16 protein-coding genes and 1 pseudogene are annotated in these 18,192 nt (G+C 53.2%); 6 read left to right on the forward strand and 11 right to left on the reverse strand.

Annotated elements, in window-relative coordinates:
- Window positions 1-2: 2 nt before the first annotated feature.
- Genes aroB through ACVL1J_RS12140 form a run of 7 tightly spaced genes read right to left on the reverse strand, consistent with a single transcriptional unit; the run spans window position 3 to window position 6,465 of the window.
- Window positions 3-1,097: a 3-dehydroquinate synthase gene (gene aroB / locus ACVL1J_RS12110; RefSeq protein WP_159569003.1), complete on the reverse strand. Its 1,095-nt coding sequence runs from the start codon at window positions 1,095-1,097 to the stop codon at window positions 3-5.
- Window positions 1,094-1,654 (reverse strand): shikimate kinase, encoded by a 561-nt coding sequence (locus tag ACVL1J_RS12115; protein ID WP_236550812.1) that lies wholly within the window; start codon window positions 1,652-1,654, stop codon window positions 1,094-1,096. The genes aroB and ACVL1J_RS12115 overlap by 4 nt, the downstream gene beginning before the upstream one ends.
- A gap of 49 nt (window positions 1,655-1,703) precedes the next feature.
- The gene (locus tag ACVL1J_RS12120) at window positions 1,704-3,785 is read right to left on the reverse strand and encodes a type IV pilus secretin PilQ (protein WP_491665353.1); all 2,082 of its coding nucleotides are present in this window, start codon (window positions 3,783-3,785) and stop codon (window positions 1,704-1,706) included.
- Window positions 3,782-4,300, reverse strand: a complete 519-nt coding sequence (locus tag ACVL1J_RS12125; RefSeq protein WP_341237505.1) for a hypothetical protein — start codon at window positions 4,298-4,300, stop codon at window positions 3,782-3,784. The genes ACVL1J_RS12120 and ACVL1J_RS12125 overlap by 4 nt, the downstream gene beginning before the upstream one ends.
- A complete protein-coding gene (locus ACVL1J_RS12130; RefSeq protein ID WP_491665354.1) occupies window positions 4,297-4,941 on the reverse strand; it encodes a type IV pilus inner membrane component PilO in 645 nt (214 codons plus the stop codon). The genes ACVL1J_RS12125 and ACVL1J_RS12130 overlap by 4 nt, the downstream gene beginning before the upstream one ends.
- Entirely contained in the window at window positions 4,928-5,506 is a 579-nt protein-coding gene (locus ACVL1J_RS12135; RefSeq protein WP_491665355.1) for a PilN domain-containing protein, read from the reverse strand. Before ACVL1J_RS12135 ends, ACVL1J_RS12130 begins: the two co-directional genes overlap by 14 nt.
- Window positions 5,497-6,465, reverse strand: a complete 969-nt coding sequence (locus ACVL1J_RS12140) for a hypothetical protein (RefSeq protein ID WP_159569008.1) — start codon at window positions 6,463-6,465, stop codon at window positions 5,497-5,499. The genes ACVL1J_RS12135 and ACVL1J_RS12140 overlap by 10 nt, the downstream gene beginning before the upstream one ends.
- A gap of 180 nt (window positions 6,466-6,645) precedes the next feature.
- On the opposite strand from ACVL1J_RS12140, the gene ACVL1J_RS12145 reads away from it, so the two are divergent.
- Entirely contained in the window at window positions 6,646-9,126 is a 2,481-nt protein-coding gene (locus ACVL1J_RS12145) for a penicillin-binding protein 1A (RefSeq protein ID WP_159569009.1), read from the forward strand.
- 5 nt (window positions 9,127-9,131) lie between these two features.
- On the opposite strand, the gene cyaY is transcribed toward ACVL1J_RS12145, so the two are convergent.
- A complete protein-coding gene (gene cyaY / locus ACVL1J_RS12150) occupies window positions 9,132-9,458 on the reverse strand; it encodes an iron donor protein CyaY (protein WP_159569010.1) in 327 nt (108 codons plus the stop codon).
- On the opposite strand from cyaY, the pseudogene lptM reads away from it, so the two are divergent.
- Window positions 9,457-9,564, forward strand: a pseudogene (gene lptM / locus ACVL1J_RS12155) (LPS translocon maturation chaperone LptM); the annotation flags it as partial. The gene cyaY and the pseudogene lptM overlap by 2 nt on opposite strands.
- A 78-nt stretch (window positions 9,565-9,642) precedes the next feature.
- A complete protein-coding gene (gene lysA / locus ACVL1J_RS12160; protein ID WP_159569012.1) occupies window positions 9,643-10,950 on the forward strand; it encodes a diaminopimelate decarboxylase in 1,308 nt (435 codons plus the stop codon).
- Between the two features lie 85 nt (window positions 10,951-11,035).
- Here the strand turns inward: lysA and ccsB are convergent, their stop codons facing one another.
- The 3 genes from ccsB to ACVL1J_RS12175 form a co-directional block, all read right to left on the reverse strand.
- The gene (gene ccsB, locus ACVL1J_RS12165) at window positions 11,036-12,376 is read right to left on the reverse strand and encodes a c-type cytochrome biogenesis protein CcsB (protein WP_341237509.1); all 1,341 of its coding nucleotides are present in this window, start codon (window positions 12,374-12,376) and stop codon (window positions 11,036-11,038) included.
- A complete protein-coding gene (locus tag ACVL1J_RS12170; protein ID WP_341237510.1) occupies window positions 12,373-14,550 on the reverse strand; it encodes a cytochrome c biogenesis protein ResB in 2,178 nt (725 codons plus the stop codon). Before ACVL1J_RS12170 ends, ccsB begins: the two co-directional genes overlap by 4 nt.
- A 105-nt stretch (window positions 14,551-14,655) precedes the next feature.
- Complete coding sequence (locus ACVL1J_RS12175) at window positions 14,656-15,333, reverse strand: c-type cytochrome (RefSeq protein WP_491665356.1); 678 nt, start codon at window positions 15,331-15,333, stop codon at window positions 14,656-14,658.
- A gap of 151 nt (window positions 15,334-15,484) precedes the next feature.
- Here ACVL1J_RS12175 and yihA point away from each other — a divergent pair, with 151 nt between their 5' ends.
- Genes yihA through ACVL1J_RS12190 form a run of 3 tightly spaced genes read left to right on the forward strand, consistent with a single transcriptional unit; the run spans window position 15,485 to window position 18,179 of the window.
- Entirely contained in the window at window positions 15,485-16,138 is a 654-nt protein-coding gene (gene yihA / locus ACVL1J_RS12180; RefSeq protein WP_159569014.1) for a ribosome biogenesis GTP-binding protein YihA/YsxC, read from the forward strand.
- Window positions 16,135-17,130, forward strand: coding sequence for a porphobilinogen synthase (gene hemB / locus ACVL1J_RS12185; RefSeq protein ID WP_341237512.1), 996 nt, complete (start codon window positions 16,135-16,137; stop codon window positions 17,128-17,130). The genes yihA and hemB overlap by 4 nt, the downstream gene beginning before the upstream one ends.
- A gap of 5 nt (window positions 17,131-17,135) precedes the next feature.
- Entirely contained in the window at window positions 17,136-18,179 is a 1,044-nt protein-coding gene (locus ACVL1J_RS12190; protein WP_341237513.1) for a magnesium transporter CorA family protein, read from the forward strand.
- Window positions 18,180-18,192: the final 13 nt, after the last annotated feature.

Here is an 18,192-nt window from a genome sequence, read left to right on the forward strand (position 1 = left end):
GTTTAGTCCCCCGCCCCCATTTCCTGCAAGGTTTGCCGCACCAGCGCCTCATCGGCTGGTGACGTGGAGGCTCCACCCAAACCATTGAGCAATACATATTTGATGGAACCTGAATCGGCTTTTTTGTCGTGCGCCATCAGTTCCATGAATCTGTCCACACCCAAACGTGGCGGAATGGCAGGTAGCCGGGCTTCAATCACCACTTTCGTCAAGCGCGCAGCTTCTTCAGCACTTAAGCGGCCCATGCGGCGGCAAAGGTCGGCAGCAATTACCATGCCGCAACCCACCGCCTCGCCGTGGTACCACTGCCCATAACCCATACCTGCCTCAATGGCATGGCCAAAGGTGTGGCCAAAATTCAAAATGGCGCGAATCCCGCCCTCACGTTCGTCCTTGGACACCACATCGGCCTTGATCTCGCAAGAACGTTTCACCACCAAGGCCAGCAACTCGGGGTCGCGGTTCAGCAAGGCGGGCATGTTGGTCTCGACCAGGTCCAGGTAATCCGTGTCAGCGATTGCCCCGTGTTTGATGATTTCAGCAAGACCGCAACTCAGTTCACGATCAGGCAATGTGTTTAGCGTAGAAATGTCGGTGACCACCATTTGCGGCTGGTAAAACGCACCGATCATGTTCTTGCCCAAGGGGTGATTGATGCCGGTTTTTCCGCCAACCGAGCTGTCCACCTGGCTAAGCAGGGTGGTGGGCACCTGAATGAAGGGAATACCGCGCATGAAGGCCGAAGCGGCAAAACCACCCATGTCGCCTATCACGCCGCCACCCAATGCCACCAACACGGTTTTCCGGTCGCAATGATTTTGCAGCAAGGCGTCGAAAACACGCTGCAAGGTGGGCCAGTCTTTGTATTCCTCGCCATCGGGCAAGCTCACCATGTGCATCTGCTTGGCGCCGGCTTGCTGCAAAGTAGATTTCAAGCGATCTGCATACAGGGGGCCCACGGTGGTGTTGGTACAAATCATCACGGTTTTGCCCGCCACATGGGGCTCGAACAACTCCGGGCGACCTAGCAAGCCCGCTCCGATGTGAATCGGATAGCTGCGGTCTCCCAAATCTACTTGAAGGGTGTATTGACTCATTCTGTTCCGGTGGCCTTCTGTTCTGTGCCTGCGGGGGTTTTTTGTCCCAGGTTCAAGGCGTGGCTGATTTTATTAACGATTTGATAAACAGGTTGACGGCCGGTCTCAACGACCACATCCGCAACCTCTTTGTACAGGGGCAGGCGCGCAGCCAACAACTCTTCGATTTTTCGGCGAGGATTGGGGCCTTGAAGCAAAGGACGATTTTTGTCCAGGCGAGTGCGTTGATAAAGTTCGCCAGCAGCAGCGCTGAGATAAACCACCGCACCAATTTGCTTGAGAATTTCACGATTTTCTGCGGCCAGCACAATGCCACCGCCGGTTGCAATCACCTGCCTTTCCCTGCCGACAAAGCTGGCCAGTGCAGTCGACTCTCGCCGACGAAAACCCGCTTCGCCTTCAATCTCGAAGATAACAGGAATGCTGACACCCGTTTGATGCTCGATCAGGTGATCGGTGTCAGTGAATTCCCAGGACAGATGCTTGGCCAAGGCCTTGCCGACTGTGCTTTTGCCGGCGCCCATCATGCCCACCAGCACAATGCATTGATTAGACACTTCGTTGAATCTTTGTGAACAATCAAATCATTGTACGGTAAAGCTTGTGTTATTGGCTTGTGAGCACAACCGGCGTTAAAAAGATTAGCAATTCGGCACGACGCTTGGATTCATTTTTGCCGCGAAACAACACACCCAGGCCCGGGATATCTCCAAGAAACGGAGTTTTGTCATTCAACACATTGTCGTCCTCTTCAAAAATACCGCCCAAAACCACTGTACCCCCATCGCTGACCAATACTTTGGTTTTCACGCGGCGGGTGTCAATCGCGGGCCCATTGGAGGTCTCGATGCCGATAGAGTCTTTCGCAACATCCACGTCCAGCAACACAGTGCCATCAGGCGCAATTTGCGGGGTTACCGCCAGCTTCAAATTGGCCTCCTTGAATTCGGTGGCCGTTGCCCCACTGCTGGTTGCAATTTGGTATGGAATTTCCGTACCCTGCTCAATCAAGGCAGGTTCTTTGTTAGAGGTAATCACACGTGGATTTGACACCGTGCGCACCTTGTTCTCAAGCTCAAGCGCCCTGAGCTGCAAATTAATCAATCGGGTGGAATTGGCATTGAACAGTGTGTAGCCAAGGTTGGCTGCATTCTCAACACCCGTATTCAGAAAATTACCGCTGCCAAACTGGTCACCAACATCTTTGAAACCAGGATCAGCTCGCGAGGACAAAGCCCTTAACCGGATGCCCAAATCCCTGGACACCGAAGTGTCTGCCAAAACCACCCGGGCTTCAATCATCACTTGCTTCACGGGTTTGTCCAGTCCATTGACGATCATGCTGATACGTTCCAGCCTAGTGGGGGTATCCTGCACAAAAATCTGGCTGGTGCGTTCATCAGAAATCAAGGTGCCCCGGGCGGACAACAGCTTGGAATCTTCAGACTTGATCAATGTCACCAAATCGGCTGTTTTCTGATAACTGACCTGGAACACCTTCGACACCAACGGCTCCATTTCGTCCTGTGCCCGACGGTTTGCCGATTGAAACTGATCATTGTTCACATCGGTGGGCGTGGACACCAACAACACATTGCCCGACTGGCTCGATACCAAACCCTTGGAACGCATCACAATGTCCAAAGCCTGATCCCAGGGCACATCTTTCAAAAATACCGTCACCTTGCCCTGCACGGAATCACTCAACACAAGGTTCATCTTGGTGAAGTCGGCAAATACCTGCATTACGGTGCGGATGTCCGCATCCTTGAAATCAAGCGTAATTGGGCGACCAATGTAGCGTGCCACCAGACTTTGATCTGAACTCGCAGGCTTGATCTCAATTGCCTTGCCAGAGACAACACTTGATGACACCCGATTCACCTCCACTTCCACAACAGGTCCACTTTGACGTATCAGGTGAGTGGCTCCATCGAGCTGCATTTGAACTGTCAGGGCCAGGTCACCCGGCTTCAATTCAAGCTGCCTGATCGGTGAATCCTCACCAGTTTGCAGTTGCTGTTTTACACCGGCAGCAAGTCGCACATTCGCAAACCGAACCTTCAATTGATTATTGAGAAGTACTGCGTCGGCAACAATATCAGGCCGGTCAAACTCCAGCCTTAATACATGTCTGTTGGCAGATTTCTCCAACTTCCATGCTTTCAAGACCGGGCCTTCCGCAATCACGGCTGGCCTGCCCATTGCCTTCGCAACCGTGTCTTTCAATGCACTGTGCTCGGATAAAATCGCTGCCTGCCCACCATCGGGTCGGAAGGGCTTAGGCCCCGAAAATATCAACTCAACGGATCGATCTTTCTGGTTAAGCCGCACTTCATAATTTTGAGCCAACTCCAACACCAGGCGGGTTTTACCGCCAGCGGCAATCAGCTGCGTCTTTTTGATTCTTCCACCCGGAGGCAAATCGATTGGCAAGGTGCTGTTGCCGAGCTCGACGGGGAAATCGACCACTTGCCGCGCCGGATTCGAAATGCGAAACAATCCAAGCTTGCCATCAAAATTCTGGTCAAATGTCAGCGTGATTCGAGCCTGGTCGGCAAGCTCCTCAAGGCTGCCGTCGACAATGCTTAAAGCATGAACCTGAGCATGGATAAGAAAGGTAAACACGAGTGCCGCCAGTTTAAAAACCTTCGGCGCAAACCCGAGTGTGGGCAATTGATTGTTCATTGAGCGTCCCCGAATGTATTCACTGGCATCAAATTCAATTCAAGGCGTTTGTCTCCCGCCCTGGCGTCTATTCTTGACAGCACAACCCGCCCCGGTCCAAACGAGGTCACTTTGTAAAGACCCAGCACGTAGCTGCCCACCCCAACAACATGGTCCATTTGTCCATCATTGAGTATGGCGACCTGATGACCCGCAGATTCGATCAAACCAGTGAGGCGCAACGACTCCGCCGACAAATCAATGGCGGCTCGTCGATTGGCCTCATCGCCCCATTGACTGCTGGACCACTGAAACAAACGACCTGTAATCGGAGGTAACTCGGCTGATTCAATACTCAAGGTGCTGCCCTTGGACTTCAGGTGGTCTTGGCTGGGTTCCGCTTCCCCCACCGCCAGTTTTTGGCCCGCGCTCAGTCGCTGCTCAAGCTCAGTGATAGCCCCGGCATGATTTCGTCTGGGATCATCCAATTCCGGGAAAAATGGCACCAACAATATCGAGAAAAGAAAATCCATCATGGGTTTGGGCTCTCCACGGTCTGGTCCGGAGCGGGTTCGTCCGCAACCACCCTCGGTGCATTCTTGGGCAACTGTGCAAAAGCATTCAGCTCCCCGGTCATCTGCCACCCGCCGCCATCGGGCAGATAGGCCATGTCAAACTCGCTCAAACTGACTTGCCGGCTCAACGCAGCAATGTAATTGGGCAAACGGGAAATCGCCTCACCACTGCCGCGCACGCTCACTTTCACGGGGACCACACGCATCACCTCGCGATTCAAAGACGCCTTGGGTGTGAACTCCGCCAGCTTTAACTCATGGTCTAAAATCACATTATTGATGCGCTCCAGAAGGGAAGCCAACTCTCGCTCAGAGGGAAGCGCCATTTTCAACAAGGGCAACTGCACCTCCAACTGAGCCAGCTCCGCTTCGATCACAGGTTGGTCCAGCAACAATTGCGACTGGGTATCCAAACGTGCCAAGGATTCCTGAATGCTGACCTCAAGTTGCGTGCTCGTGTCCAAACTGTTTTTCCAAACCAGAATGAACCCCAACACCAAAACAAGCAGCCAGATTCCCGCGATCAGCAAAAGCCTTTTTGAAAAAGGCAGAAGAAGCAATTCTTCAATTAAATCCCGTAGACTCAGCTCATCCAGGCGCATGATTGGTACCTCGCAAAATTGCCCGGATTTCAAACAGATGCCGGTTATCAATCGCCCCATCCACGGTCTTTTTCGGTTCGGTTACCGACACAAGATCAACCGACTCAAATAAACCGTTGCCCGCCTCCATTTGGTCAACCCACTGAGCCAGACTCGACACGGCTTCTGTAAATCCATTGAGAATCAATACCTCTTTGCTGACAAACAACCGTGTCATGGACACGTTGGAGGGCACGGTGCCATCCAGGTAAGAAACCCACCTGCTCGCTAGAATCGACTCTTTCTCCACAGCCTCCAAAGTACTGACCTGACGATTCAGCACAGCAACCCTGTCCTTCATGGCCTGAACCTCAATCACCCGGGCTGCCATCTCAGACTCCATCGCACTCAACTGCCCAAGAAATATCTCCTGCCTGTCTACCCGTGCTTCAAATTCAGTTCCAATCGCGTAACAAACGCCAAGTCCAAGCAGAGAACCCACGGCCAGCTCAGCAATCAAGCGGCGCTTCTTGCGTCTTTCACGCAACGCACGATAGGGATACAGATTGAACAGAATCACTCGCATGGCATGGCCTCCAGCGCACCAAAAGGCACCACATCATCGTGCCAGCGTCCCTGTAATTCCTTCCGGGGTGCAATATCGATCAAACGAGGCGAGAGGGTCTGACTGCGCTTGGCGGTTGATTCGCAGCCTTTCGCATACATCAACTCGCCGCCCAGAATCAATCGAACCGAGGCCACTTCCTCGGGCGCGCCATCGCGGGTCCAGGTTGACACCAAACGCTCCAGTGCAGACACCGCTTGCACCACCGAGAATCCTTCCTCGCTGTGTTCCCAACTTTCGTTGAACAACACGCCCTGCGAGAAAACAGCCAAGCGAACATGATTGCGAGACAACTCACCGTGCAGCAAAAAACGGATGTCAGCGGACTTCAGCGCCGCAGGTGCCATCTGCAAGTACCCGTTCATGGCGGCAACGGTGTCCAGCGTAATGCCCAGGCAAGTCAACCCACACGCCTGACAAGCGCGCAATATTTCATCCACCTGTTTTTGATCAATTCCTGCCACAGCCAAACTGACGCTACCATCCGACAACTCAGCCTTGACCTGCCAATCAAAAGCCGCCTCGCGTTCAGATTCCCCCGCAGCAGCCTCCATCAGCTCCTGGATCTGGAACCGGATCAAGTTCTCGCGTTCATCCTTGGCAACACCAATCTCACCCAAATAAGCATGTTTGGACGGCACGGAGACCACCACATACTGCGGTCTGGGCAAAGCAGGCGGCAATTCCCGAATTACCAGGGCAATCGCCCGCTCAAGCGACACTGCGCTCAACAGGGCATCATCCTTCGGGACGACCTCCAAAGTACCGCCACCCGAAGCCCTGATCGATTTGAAGGACAAAATCTGTTGACGCTCTATTTCTCCATAAACCCACCGCCACCGTCCTCCGCTGAAAGAGATGGACAAAGCGTGGGCCGCGCCCGCGTGCAAGCTGAAAAACCAATGTCGAGCTGATTTCATGAGTAAACCCTGAGCAAGGTAGAGCTTCAGGGTAGAGAATTCAGCGCAAGCAGCTAACCCTCATTGGAGGGGGACAACCACTAGGGGGAGACCATGAATTCATCACTAGAGTCAACGATCGGAAATTCCCGTGCGTTGGCAGATACAATGTAGCCACTAACACCAATCCTGCACCGACCTGTGAATTCAAACAAAATCCGCCTCAAGCACCACTCCGATGGCTTTATCGCAACCACCCTCGCCGTACTTATTGGTTTGGGTGTGTCAGGCGCACTCTTGGTTGGCGTCGCCCTGGCGCTAATTTTTCCAAAGCTGCCCGACCTGGACACGCTGACCGATTACCGACCCAAAGTGCCGTTGCGCGTGTTGACCACAGACGGGGTGCTGATCGGTGAATTCGGGGAAGAACGTCGCCGCCCGGTGGACATCACTGAAGTGCCCCTCGTCATGCAACAGGCCATTCTGGCAGCAGAAGATGACCGGTTTTACCAGCACGGCGGCATTGACTTCATGGGCGTTGCACGCGCCTTGGTCACCAACGTCACCTCGGGTGGGCGCACGCAAGGTGCCAGTACCATCACCATGCAGGTGGCACGGAATTTTTTCCTGACTCGCGACAAAACCTGGACACGCAAGCTTTACGAAGTATTGTTGGCCTATAAAATCGAAGACAGCCTGAGCAAAGACGAAATTCTGGAGCTGTACATCAACCAGATTTACCTGGGCCAACGTGCCTATGGATTTCAGTCCGCTTCACAGGTTTATTTTGGCAAACCCCTGCGCGATATCAATGCCGCCGAAGCAGCCATGCTGGCGGGCTTGCCCAAAGCCCCCTCTGCCTACAATCCAATTGTGAACCCCAGCCGTGCCCGTGTTCGCCAGGAATATGTACTGCGCCGCATGAACAACCTGGAATATATCGACGATACGCAATTCGAAGAGGCACTGAAAACCGAGCTGGTGTACCGCAACCGAAAAGTCAACGGCGACGATATCGAAGCCACAACGGGCCTGACCATCAAGGCAGACTACGCCGCTGAAATGGCCCGCCAGGCTGTGGTTGAAATGTATGGCGAAGAAGCCTATACCTCGGGCATCACCGTCACCACCACACTGATCGCCAAAGAACAACGCGCGGCCGAGCGCGCATTGCGCAACAGCGTGATGGACTACGAACTGCGACAGTACTTTCGCGGCCCAGAAGGTTACATTGAGTTACCCAACGACCCCAAAGAAGCTGAAGAAGTCATTGGTGACAACATCAGCGATTACTCCGACTACGGCTTTTTGCAAAGCGCGGTTGTGCTGTCTGCCAGCCCCACTGAAGTTGTTGTATCACAGGGTGCAGGCGAACCCTTGAAACTCACTGGCGCAAGCCTGAAGCCTGCGGAAAGCTGGCTCAATGAGCGCGCGCCTGCCAACAAACGACTGAAGCGTGGCGCTGTCGTGCGCATTTTAAAGCGCAAAGACCAGCCTCCGATGCTCACGCAACTGCCTGAAGTAGAAGCGGCATTTATCGCCATCAACACCAAAGACGGCGCCATTCGCGCGCTGTCAGGCGGCTTTGAATTCTCGCGCAACAAATTCAACCATGTCACGCAAGCCACTCGCCAACCTGGCTCGGCGTTCAAGCCTTTTGTGTATTCCGCGGCGCTTGAGAAAGGCATTACGCCCACCACACTGGTAGCAGACGAGCCCATTTTCGTACCTGCGGACACACCAGGTGGAAAAGACTGGAGCCCGAAAAACTACGACGGCAAGTACGATGGGCCCATGCTGCTCAAAGAAGGCTTGGCCAAGTCCAAAAACATGGTGTCCATTCGCGTGTTGCAAGAAATCACCCCGCAATACGGTCAGCGCTGGGCCACCCAATTTGGCTTTCCCGCGGCCAACGTACCGCCCTATCTAACCATGGCACTGGGTGCGGTCACCACCAACCCGCTACAAATGGCCAGCGCATTTGCCGTGTTTGCAAATTCGGGCTATCGCGTAAAGCCCTATCTGATTGAAAAAATTACCGATGGCACAGGCCGCATTGTTGCGCGTGCGCGACCAGCGGTGGCGGGCGAAGAGGCCAACCGGGTCATCGACGCCAGAAATGCATTCCTGACCACACGCCTGTTGCGCGAGGTTGTTGAACGCGGCACCGCAACACGGGCTAAAGTGCTGAACCGTGGCGACATTGTTGGCAAAACAGGTACCACCAACGACAGCCACGACGCCTGGTTTGCCGGGTACAACAGGGATATTTCAGCGGTTGCCTGGGTGGGCTACGACCAACCCAGAAACCTGGGGGCCCGCGAAACGGGTGGCGGCTTGGCCCTGCCAATCTGGATTGATTACATGAAAGTGGCGTTGGCCGACCTGCCTGAGAAACCACAAGTGGTGCCGCCTGGCATCGAATACATCGACGGAAATTATTACTACTCCGAATACACGCCCGGCAACGGTGTAGCCCGCATTGATGTAAACGGTGGCAGTGATGACATTCCAAGCCTGTTCAACTTCTTGAAAGGATTGGGCGGCATGCTGGAAGGCAGTGGGGAAAGGCCAATTAACAGCAACCCGACCGGCGGGGGCGATGGCACCAGTCATGCTGCACCAGCCCGCTCGCGCGATCAGCCTCGGGACGAGATTGAGCGACTTTTTGGCAACAACTGAACCGATTAAAACTTGGGGCAGGCCTGCCCCAATTGACCACTCAGCAGTTCCACAAAGTGGGTTTTAAAAGGGACTTTACTGCGGGTGTCAAACCAGTCGCCATTGGAATATTGATAATGAAACCCGCCTGATTTCGCAGCCAGCCACAGCTCGTGGTTGGCCACCTGGCTGTTCAATATCATCTTGCCTTTGTCTTCAAAATCAAGGGTTAATACATTGCCCGAGCGCATTGAATCTGCATCAAGGTCAAGCGTATCGACCAAGGATTCAATATACTCTTCTACTTGAACCAAGGTGGCATCCACCACGGCCTGGAATTCTGTATCTGTCATGAAAAAATCACCTCTAAGAACATTGGCTATTGTCACCCTGTTTGCGCTGGGCTTGAATGCGTGTGGCCAACGCGGGCCACTTTATTTGCCCGAGCCACCGGCCCCCTTGCCAAAGCCTGCTGGCTACGACAAACCTGAACAAGAACAAAACCGCTAAACCTTCAATTTTCGAGCAAATTTTACCGTGCAAAACAATTCAGTGAAGCCCAGCGACCTCAACCCTCACTTGCAGTTTGATGCAGCCAGTGGCGAACTTCAATTCGAAAGCACAGAGCTTTCAGGCTTGGCGCAGGAATTTGGTACTCCTTTGTATGTGTACTCCGCCACCTCCATCAAATCCGCTTATCGCGCCTATGCCAGCGCCTGCCAGGGTTTGGCCCAGGTCACGATTTGCTACGCGGTCAAAGCGAACTCCAATATCCACATTCTGAAATTGCTGGCCCAGGAAGGCGCCGGATTCGACATCGTGTCTGCCGGTGAGTTGGCGCGTGTCATTGCGGCCGGTGGTGCCCCCGAAAAAGCAGTGTTTGCGGGCGTAGGCAAATCCACCCAAGAGATCGAATACGCACTCGAGCAAGGTGTGGGGTGCTTCAACGTCGAATCTGAAGCGGAAATGCAACGTGTGGCTCAAGTGGCAGAAAAAATGCAACGCATCGCCAACGTATCGCTGCGGGTCAACCCAGACGTGGATGCAAAAACCCACCCCTACATTTCCACAGGCCTGAAAGAGAACAAATTCGGCGTCTCCATGAATGCAGCCAAACGGGTATACCAGTTTGCCAATGCGCACCCTTGGTTGAACGTTCATGGCATTGATTGTCATATTGGCTCACAGTTGACCGACGCCAGCCCTTACTTTGACGCGCTTGACCGGGTGCTGGCACTGCTGGACCAGCTGGCGCTGGAGAGCATCGAAATACACCACCTCGACTTGGGCGGCGGTATCGGCATTCGTTATCTTGATGAAACACCACCCACACCGGCTGAAGTACTGCCAAAACTGATTGCCAAAGTGAAAAGCTGGGCCCAATCCAAGGGCCGTAGCATGCCAACCTTGTCATTCGAACCAGGCCGCTCCATTGTAGGCAATGCGGGTGTGCTGCTCACCCAAGTGGAATTCCTGAAAGAAAACGAGGGCAAGCACTTCGCAATTGTCGATGCCGCCATGAATGACCTGATGCGCCCCGCCATGTACAAGGCTTTTCACGGCGTGGTGGCTGTGCAGAACAACCCCCATGCCGCGGCACAAGAATATGATGTAGTGGGCCCGGTTTGCGAATCGGGCGACTGGCTGGCCAAAAACCGTACCCTGGCCATTGAACAAGGCGACTACCTAGCCATTCTGTCAGCAGGTGCCTATGGTCAGACCATGGCATCGAACTACAACAGTCGCGGCCGTGCTGCCGAAGTCCTCGTGGAAAACGGGAAGGTCACATTGATTCGTCGCCGCGAAACCATCGAAGATCAGCTGCGCCCTGAACTCGACGTTTAACAGCGCTCAATGCCTGGTTTTTTTCCGTGCATAAAAAAGCCCCGATTCAAAAGAACCGGGGCTTTTTTGTAACAAGAAACAGTGATTACAGCTCGCCGTAGGAGTGCAAACCAGACAGGAACATATTCACACCCAGGAAAGCAAAGCCTGTCACCAGCAAGCCCACCAAAGCCCAATACGAGGCAACCACACCACGCAAGCCCTTCACCAAACGCATGTGCAACCAGGCTGCATAGTTCAACCACACCACCAGCGCCCAGGTTTCCTTGGGGTCCCACTGCCAGTACGCACCCCAGGCTTCAGCCGCCCACAGCGCGCCCAAAATGGTTGCCACGGTAAAAAATGCAAAGCCCACAGCAATGGACTTGTACATCACATCATCCAGCACTTCCAGTGAAGGCAGGGCATCCGCAATTCGCCGGCGGGCCAACAAAATAGCCCCCACCACCGCACAACCAATACCCAAGTACAAGGCCCAGTAAATTGAAATACCCTCAGTGCGAAATACCATGGGCTCCAGGAACATCAACACACCCAGAATACCGGTGGGAATCAGCGCCTTGATGCTCGGGGCATGCGCATACACTTTCAACAGGTAAGCAAACGCAACCATGGCTGCGATCGAGAAGGTGCCATAACCGATGAAATTGGCTGGCACATGAATCTTCATCCACCAGCTTTGCAGTGCCGGCACCAAAGGCTGAATCGCGTAAGCCTGGCGTTCAACACCGTACCAGGCCAAAAAGCCCACGGCTGCAACCACCACCAGCATCACAAAAGCACCCAACTGGCGTGTTTTGTAAACTTGCTCGTAGAACAGGTAATACATCGCTGTAATCAAGGAAAACAGCACAAAAACTTCGTACAGGTTTGACACCGGAATATGACCGACATCTGGTCCAATCAAGTAGCTTTCATACCAGCGAATAAACATGCCGGCAAAGCCCATTACCACGGCACCCCAAGTCAGGGCAGTGCCTACGAAACTGGCTGTTGGCGAACGGCCCACCAGGCCTATCCAATAGGCCACGGTAGCCACCACAAACATCACGCCCATCCACAAGATTGCAGACTGGCTAGACAGCAGGTATTTCAGGAAAAACTTTTGTTCGGCCGCTGCCAAATCACCGCCATAGCTTGAAATCGCCAACAGGCTTAAACCCGCAACGGTCAAAATCAACCACTTGAGCGAACCCCAACGGTAAGCCATGTAAGCAACCACCGGCACACAACTCCACAATATGCTGATTTCATAGACATCCATGAAACTGTGGTACTGCTGCGAGGCATAACCCGCTGCGGCCATCAACAAGGCTGCAAACGCAAAATCGCTCCAATGAAATGATTTCGAAAACCAACCTGCTTTCTTGGTGGGCAAGCTTGGCTTCCCACCTGCAGGCGTTTGGTTAATCCAGGTCGAACTCATACTGCATCTCCTGCCGGGGCTGTTTTAGGCGCAGCCCTGCTGTTCAATTCATTTACAAACTGCTCGTACTCTTTCTCAAAATCCATGGTCTTTCGAGTTGTGGACATGCCCATCATGACTCTTGAGCCCACCTCATCCTGGGTCACCCAGAAAAATGCCCGGCGCTCTCGAATGTAGAACATCGAAAATACCCCGATGCACAAAAACAAACAACCCAAATAAACAATCCATTGCCCCGGCGCCTTGGCCAACTGAAACACGCTGGCTTTCACCTCATCAAACTGATCCAGCTGAAACATCACTGGCGCGCCATACAGCGACAAGTCAGACAGGGCAATTTGCGCATCTTGTACAAAACGACCATGCACTTCGTCGGGTACGGCCGGTGGCAAGCCAGCTGTAGTGCGGGAAAGCTGATAAACCTCCCACATTGCACCCTGCAACAGGCGAATAATTACATCACTGGCTTTTTCCCGCTCACCTTCGGGCACCGTGCTTTCAATAAACTGGGCAATGGCAGGCAAACCCGACAACGCATTGTTCAAGCCAGCAAACCGCTCCAAGGCACGTTGAGCACTATCGGCCACACTGGCCACCAGTTGGGTGGAGTCGGGTCGATCACCAAATGCCTGTTGTGCAAACCGCTGTGCAGCCGTTCTTCGAATCTCATCGCTCTGAAGCGCAGCACGGAAACGCATAAACCCTTCTAACTGACCGTTGTCGTCTACCGGAATCCGAAGGTATTTGAACCCATCTGCGGGGGTTTCACGTACCCCTGCCAAGTAGTAACGGCCACCATCCAGATTAATTGGCAACATGTAGTTGTGAAACTCGCGCGCTTGCCCAGCCTGATCACGCAACTTGTAGGTAATGCTGGGGCCGATGTTCGTAAACTTGGTTTTGGCGTCTTCTTTCACGCCAGGACCCAACACACTGGCCAGGTTCGTCTCGAATGGTGACAATGCATCGGCATTACCCAGTGCCAAATCATCCACGCTCACTTGGTCGGCGTTGTCGACAGGCAAAGCCTCTACGTTAATGGATTTGAACGCAGTGAACTCCACTTTCAAATCCCGGCTCGGCTCGCCCTGCAGCTGGCTCAAGTCTCGGCCTCCGCCTACCACTCCGTCCAGATCAAAGCGGTAATCACGCTCGCCAGTCAGCGGAATGCCTTTCAATTGAACCTTGGTGCCGCCGTCGTCAAAACTCGACTGGTAAACCGTTACGCCTTTGTAAATCAACGGTTTATTCACTTCAATGGTGGCTTCGAAACGTTCTTGGGTGTCAGGATCAAAAACCTCCACATCGCTGGCAAACAACTTGGGCATGCCTGTGCTGTAAAAATCGATTCGAAACTCTTTCAAGGTTAATTCGAAGGGCAGGTCTTGCACCAACAAACCATCATCGGTGTTCAGCACGGCAACCCGGCTGGTTTCACCCTCTGGCAGCAGCAAGTTGGCTCGATAACTGGGGTTCGATTCCGCCAAGCGCGCCTTGTCCGGAATACCCGATGCAATCTCTGACCCTGTCACCGGGGTTTTTCCCGTTGCCCATACAGCCACCTGCAAAGGAACACCGCTGTCGAGCAAACCACCAATACAAATCACAATGATTGACAAATGGGCCGCAATGTAACCAAACCGGTTCGCGCTGCCTGCTTTGGCGGCAACCATGGTGCCGTTATCGCGCACAGACTGCTTCACTTTGAAGCCCTTGTGTTCCAGCCACTCCGTGATAATGCCCGGCAGGGTATCCGGCTTTTCGTGAAAACGGCCTTCCCAACGATGTGCAAATGCTTTCAGGCTGTTTTCGCGAATATTCTCACGATAAACCCGCATTTCTTTGATCATTTTTGGCGTGTTGCGGTACACGCACAAGGAAGTGGACGTCACCAAAAACGCCATCACGGCGATGAACCAAGGCGCATTGTAAATGCGGAACAAACCCATGGGCTCGAAAAACGAGGCCCAGAAAGGTCCAAACTGGTTAACGTAATTCACCCAGGGATCAGCCTGCCCCACCACCGTACCAATCGCTGAAGCGATACATATCAGGGTCAGCAGGCTGATGGCAAAGCGCATGGAACCAAACAGCTCCATCACACTGACCCAAAACGACTGCTTACCCATTTTTGGTGGGTTCAAATTGTTTGCAATGTCCCCTGAACTACTCACACGATTCCCCGTTATTGACTCTCTGCACTTCTTTGACTCTTGCCCATGTCGAAAAAAAAGGGGCTACCTTTAGCCCCTTTTTTGACCGACGATTGCATCAAATGTTCAACGCAAACCTGCAATATAGTCAGACACGGCTTTCATTTCTTTATCTGACATTTTGGTTGCAATTGCACTCATTTGCTCGCTGTTGTTGCGTACACCATCACGGAAAGCCACCAACTGGCTCTCGGTGTATTGCGCATGCTGACCGCCCAAGCGAGGATACTGCGCAGGAATACCTGCACCGTTGGGGCTGTGACATCCCGCACAAGCAGGAATCTTTTTCTCGGCAATTCCGCCACGGTAAATCTGTTCACCCAAGGCCAAGGTGTCTTTGTTCTTTGCTGAACCCAGAGCCTGCTTTTGCGCCTCCAGGTACGCGGACACGTTTTTCATGTCGTCATCAGACAAGCCTGCAGCAAAACCAGCCATGATCGCGTTTTCGCGCAAGGGCTTCTCGCCATCCTTGCCAGATTTAAAGTTCACAAGTTGCTTGTACAGGTACTCCGCATGCTGACCGGCAATTTTGGGATAGATCGGCGCGGAAGCGTTGCCGTCAGCACCGTGGCAGGCCACGCACTGTTGCATGATTTCCTTGCCTTTGGCCAAGTCGGGCTTGAACACTTTTACAGGGCCGGCAGCCTGGGTCACAGACATTGAAAACATCAAAGCGGCAAACAGAGAACTCAGTTTAAGCGTCGTCAGCTTGTTCAGCATGGTCAAACCCATCAAAAAGTGCATCAAAAAATAGTGCGGTGATCTCAAAAACTTCGCTCAGCGCAAGTCAACAAAAGCATTGCCCCAACAAACAAAGGCGCGCAACCACAGCAAAGTTTTCACAAACCCTAGATTATAACCACTCAAGCGGCTGTCTTGCATCTAAAATGTGCGCATGACAATCAATTTCCACAACACGCATTTCGAGATCTCCGCATCTCGCATGGTCGAATGCCCGGGCGCCAGCGTCCCCGAGATCGTATTTGCAGGGCGTTCCAACGCCGGCAAGTCCACGGCCATCAATACTCTGTGCAAGCAACGTCAACTGGCCTATGCCAGTAAAATGCCCGGCCGCACGCAGCTTCTCAACTTTTTCCATGTTATCGAGCAGGCGGAACCCATCGCCAGGCTGGTTGACCTACCGGGCTATGGCTTTGCCCAACTGGCACAAACAAGTCAAAGCGTGTGGGACAAAGAACTGGGTAGCTACCTGGCTGACCGGCCAAGTTTGGTGGGCACGGTACTGATCGTAGACTGCCGTCGCGGTCTGCTTGAGCTTGACTATGCGCTAATCAAATGGGTAGGACATCGCCAGTTACCGGTGCACATCCTGCTGTCCAAAGCTGACAAATTCAACCGCCAAGAACAAGTACTTGCCTTGCGCGCAACCCAGAAGGCGCTCGACCCTTATCGGGTCAATGGCCACGAAATCACCGTTCAACTTTGGTCCGCACTGAAAAAAATAGGTATGGTTGAACTGGAAACGCAACTATCGAACTGGGTCCGCCCACCCGAAGCAAAACCCGAAACAGAAACACCCACGCCATGACCCAACACCTTTATCACCGCCCTCGTCGCCTGCGCAGAACCGATGCACTGCGTCGTCTGGTCTCTGAACACACGCTAAGCGCAGCCGATTTCATTTATCCCGTGTTCGTGATACCCGGAAACAACAAACGCGAAGTCGTGGCCTCCATGCCCGGCGTAGAACGCCTTTCGCTCGACCTGTTGTTTGCCAAAGCCGAACAATGCCTGGAATTGGGTGTTCCAGTCATGGCCCTGTTTCCGGTGATTGAAACCGAGAAAAAAACCGCCGACGGCTTTGAAGCCACCAACCCCGAAGGTTTGGTGCCACATGCCGTGCGTGAACTGAAAAAGCGGTTTCCTGAACTGATGTTGCTCACGGATGTTGCACTCGACCCTTTCACCAGTCACGGCCAGGATGGCCTGATTGACGACAACGGCTATGTGCTGAACGACGAAACCGTCGAAGTACTCCAGATGCAAGCCTTGGTGCAAGCGCAAGCTGGTGTCGACATCGTCGCTCCCAGTGACATGATGGACGGTCGCATTGGCGCAATTCGTGAAACGCTTGAAGCGAACCGGTGCATACACACCAGCATCATGGCCTACTCAGCAAAATATGCGTCTGCTTTTTACGGCCCCTTCCGCGATGCAGTGGGCTCCAGCAGCAACCTGGGCAAAGGCAACAAAAAGGTGTATCAAATGAACCCGGCCAACAGCAACGAAGCACTGCTGGAAGTGGGAATGGACCTGGACGAAGGTGCCGACATGGTCATGGTCAAACCCGGCATGTCCTACCTCGACATTCTGTGGCGCGTGAAAGAAAAATTCGCGCGCCCAACCTTTGCCTATCAAGTCAGTGGCGAGTACGCCATGATCAAAGCAGCCGCGCAAAATGGCTGGCTCGATGAAAAGGCGGTCATGCTCGAATCTTTGCTCGCCTTCAGGCGCGCTGGCGCCGATGGCATACTCACCTACTTCGCACTCGACGCCGCACAGCTGCTTAAAAAAGGGTAAAGCACATGGGAATCTGGACGCATCTGACTCAAGACACAATCAAAAAGTTAAGTGATGCGCCCAGCAGGCTGCCCGAATCCGGATTTCTGTGGTTCGACACGCAACTTGACGAGGAACTTGCCTGGCTGCCGTCCGTAGAACCCTTGCTCGGCTTCAAACTAGACGAACTGCACCTCGAAGACCTGGGCAACATTTTTCACCCCAGCCATTTCGACATCGGAGACGGCTACAACATCCTGATTATTCGATCCCTGTCCAGCAAACCCCTGTTCGACGAACACAATCGTCTCAGCATCAAAACCCGTCCGGTGTTTTTCGTGATCACCCCAAAACTGTTGATCACGTACCGTCCAAAAGACAGCCGTACTTTTGCGATGGCTCGCCAGTTTGTGGACAGCACACCCAAGAAAACGCTCGATGAAATAGAGATTTTCCTGAAGTTCAAACGCGCCCCAGCCAGCACAGATGAGTTGATGATCCAATTGGTGAGCAACCTTGTCGACCGTTTTATGGAAACACGAATTGAAATTTCAGAACAACTGGATCGCTGGCAACGGGATTTGTTGAACCCGCGTAAGCGTTTTCAGGACTGGAATGCCCTGCTGGCTGCACGCAACGAAATGAACCGACTAGAGTCTGTGGCACAAGACCAGCGTGATGCACTCACAGACTGGCAGGATGAACAGGAACGGGAGGGACCGATGGCCGCCTCTTTGCAAGTAAACGCCCGGGATACACTTGAACACCTTGAACGAGTGGTCAGCCTTACGCGGCGGCTGGGCTCCAACACAGAGACAGCGGTGCAGTTGCACTTTTCAGCCACCGCTCACAAAACCAATGAAATTGTCACTGTGCTGACCATGTTGACGGCCTTGTTCATGCCACTTACTTTGATCAGCGGCATTTTTGGCATGAACTTCGAGGAGACTCCCCTTCTGAAAAACCCAAATGGATTCTGGATCAGCGTAGGACTCATGGCATTGTCCAGCGTCATATCCATCGCACTGATTTTATGGATCAAAGGACGAAATCACCTCGGAAAGCCCTGAAACCCCAGTCGGA

It is taken from the genome of Limnobacter sp. G6BE5S, from assembly GCF_058448965.1.

Coding starts and splice junctions, on each gene's coding strand:
- aroB (WP_159569003.1), bottom strand. CDS start 1,097: ATGAGTCAATACACCCTTCAAGTAGATTTGGGAGACCGCAGCTATCCG.
- ACVL1J_RS12120 (WP_491665353.1), bottom strand. CDS start 3,785: ATGAACAATCAATTGCCCACACTCGGGTTTGCGCCGAAGGTTTTTAAA.
- ACVL1J_RS12125 (WP_341237505.1), bottom strand. CDS start 4,300: ATGATGGATTTTCTTTTCTCGATATTGTTGGTGCCATTTTTCCCGGAA.
- ACVL1J_RS12130 (WP_491665354.1), bottom strand. CDS start 4,941: ATGCGCCTGGATGAGCTGAGTCTACGGGATTTAATTGAAGAATTGCTT.
- ACVL1J_RS12135 (WP_491665355.1), bottom strand. CDS start 5,506: ATGCGAGTGATTCTGTTCAATCTGTATCCCTATCGTGCGTTGCGTGAA.
- ACVL1J_RS12140 (WP_159569008.1), bottom strand. CDS start 6,465: ATGAAATCAGCTCGACATTGGTTTTTCAGCTTGCACGCGGGCGCGGCC.
- cyaY (WP_159569010.1), bottom strand. CDS start 9,458: ATGACAGATACAGAATTCCAGGCCGTGGTGGATGCCACCTTGGTTCAA.
- ccsB (WP_341237509.1), bottom strand. CDS start 12,376: ATGAGTTCGACCTGGATTAACCAAACGCCTGCAGGTGGGAAGCCAAGC.
- ACVL1J_RS12175 (WP_491665356.1), bottom strand. CDS start 15,333: ATGCACTTTTTGATGGGTTTGACCATGCTGAACAAGCTGACGACGCTT.
- yihA (WP_159569014.1), top strand. CDS start 15,485: ATGACAATCAATTTCCACAACACGCATTTCGAGATCTCCGCATCTCGC.
- hemB (WP_341237512.1), top strand. CDS start 16,135: ATGACCCAACACCTTTATCACCGCCCTCGTCGCCTGCGCAGAACCGAT.
- ACVL1J_RS12190 (WP_341237513.1), top strand. CDS start 17,136: ATGGGAATCTGGACGCATCTGACTCAAGACACAATCAAAAAGTTAAGT.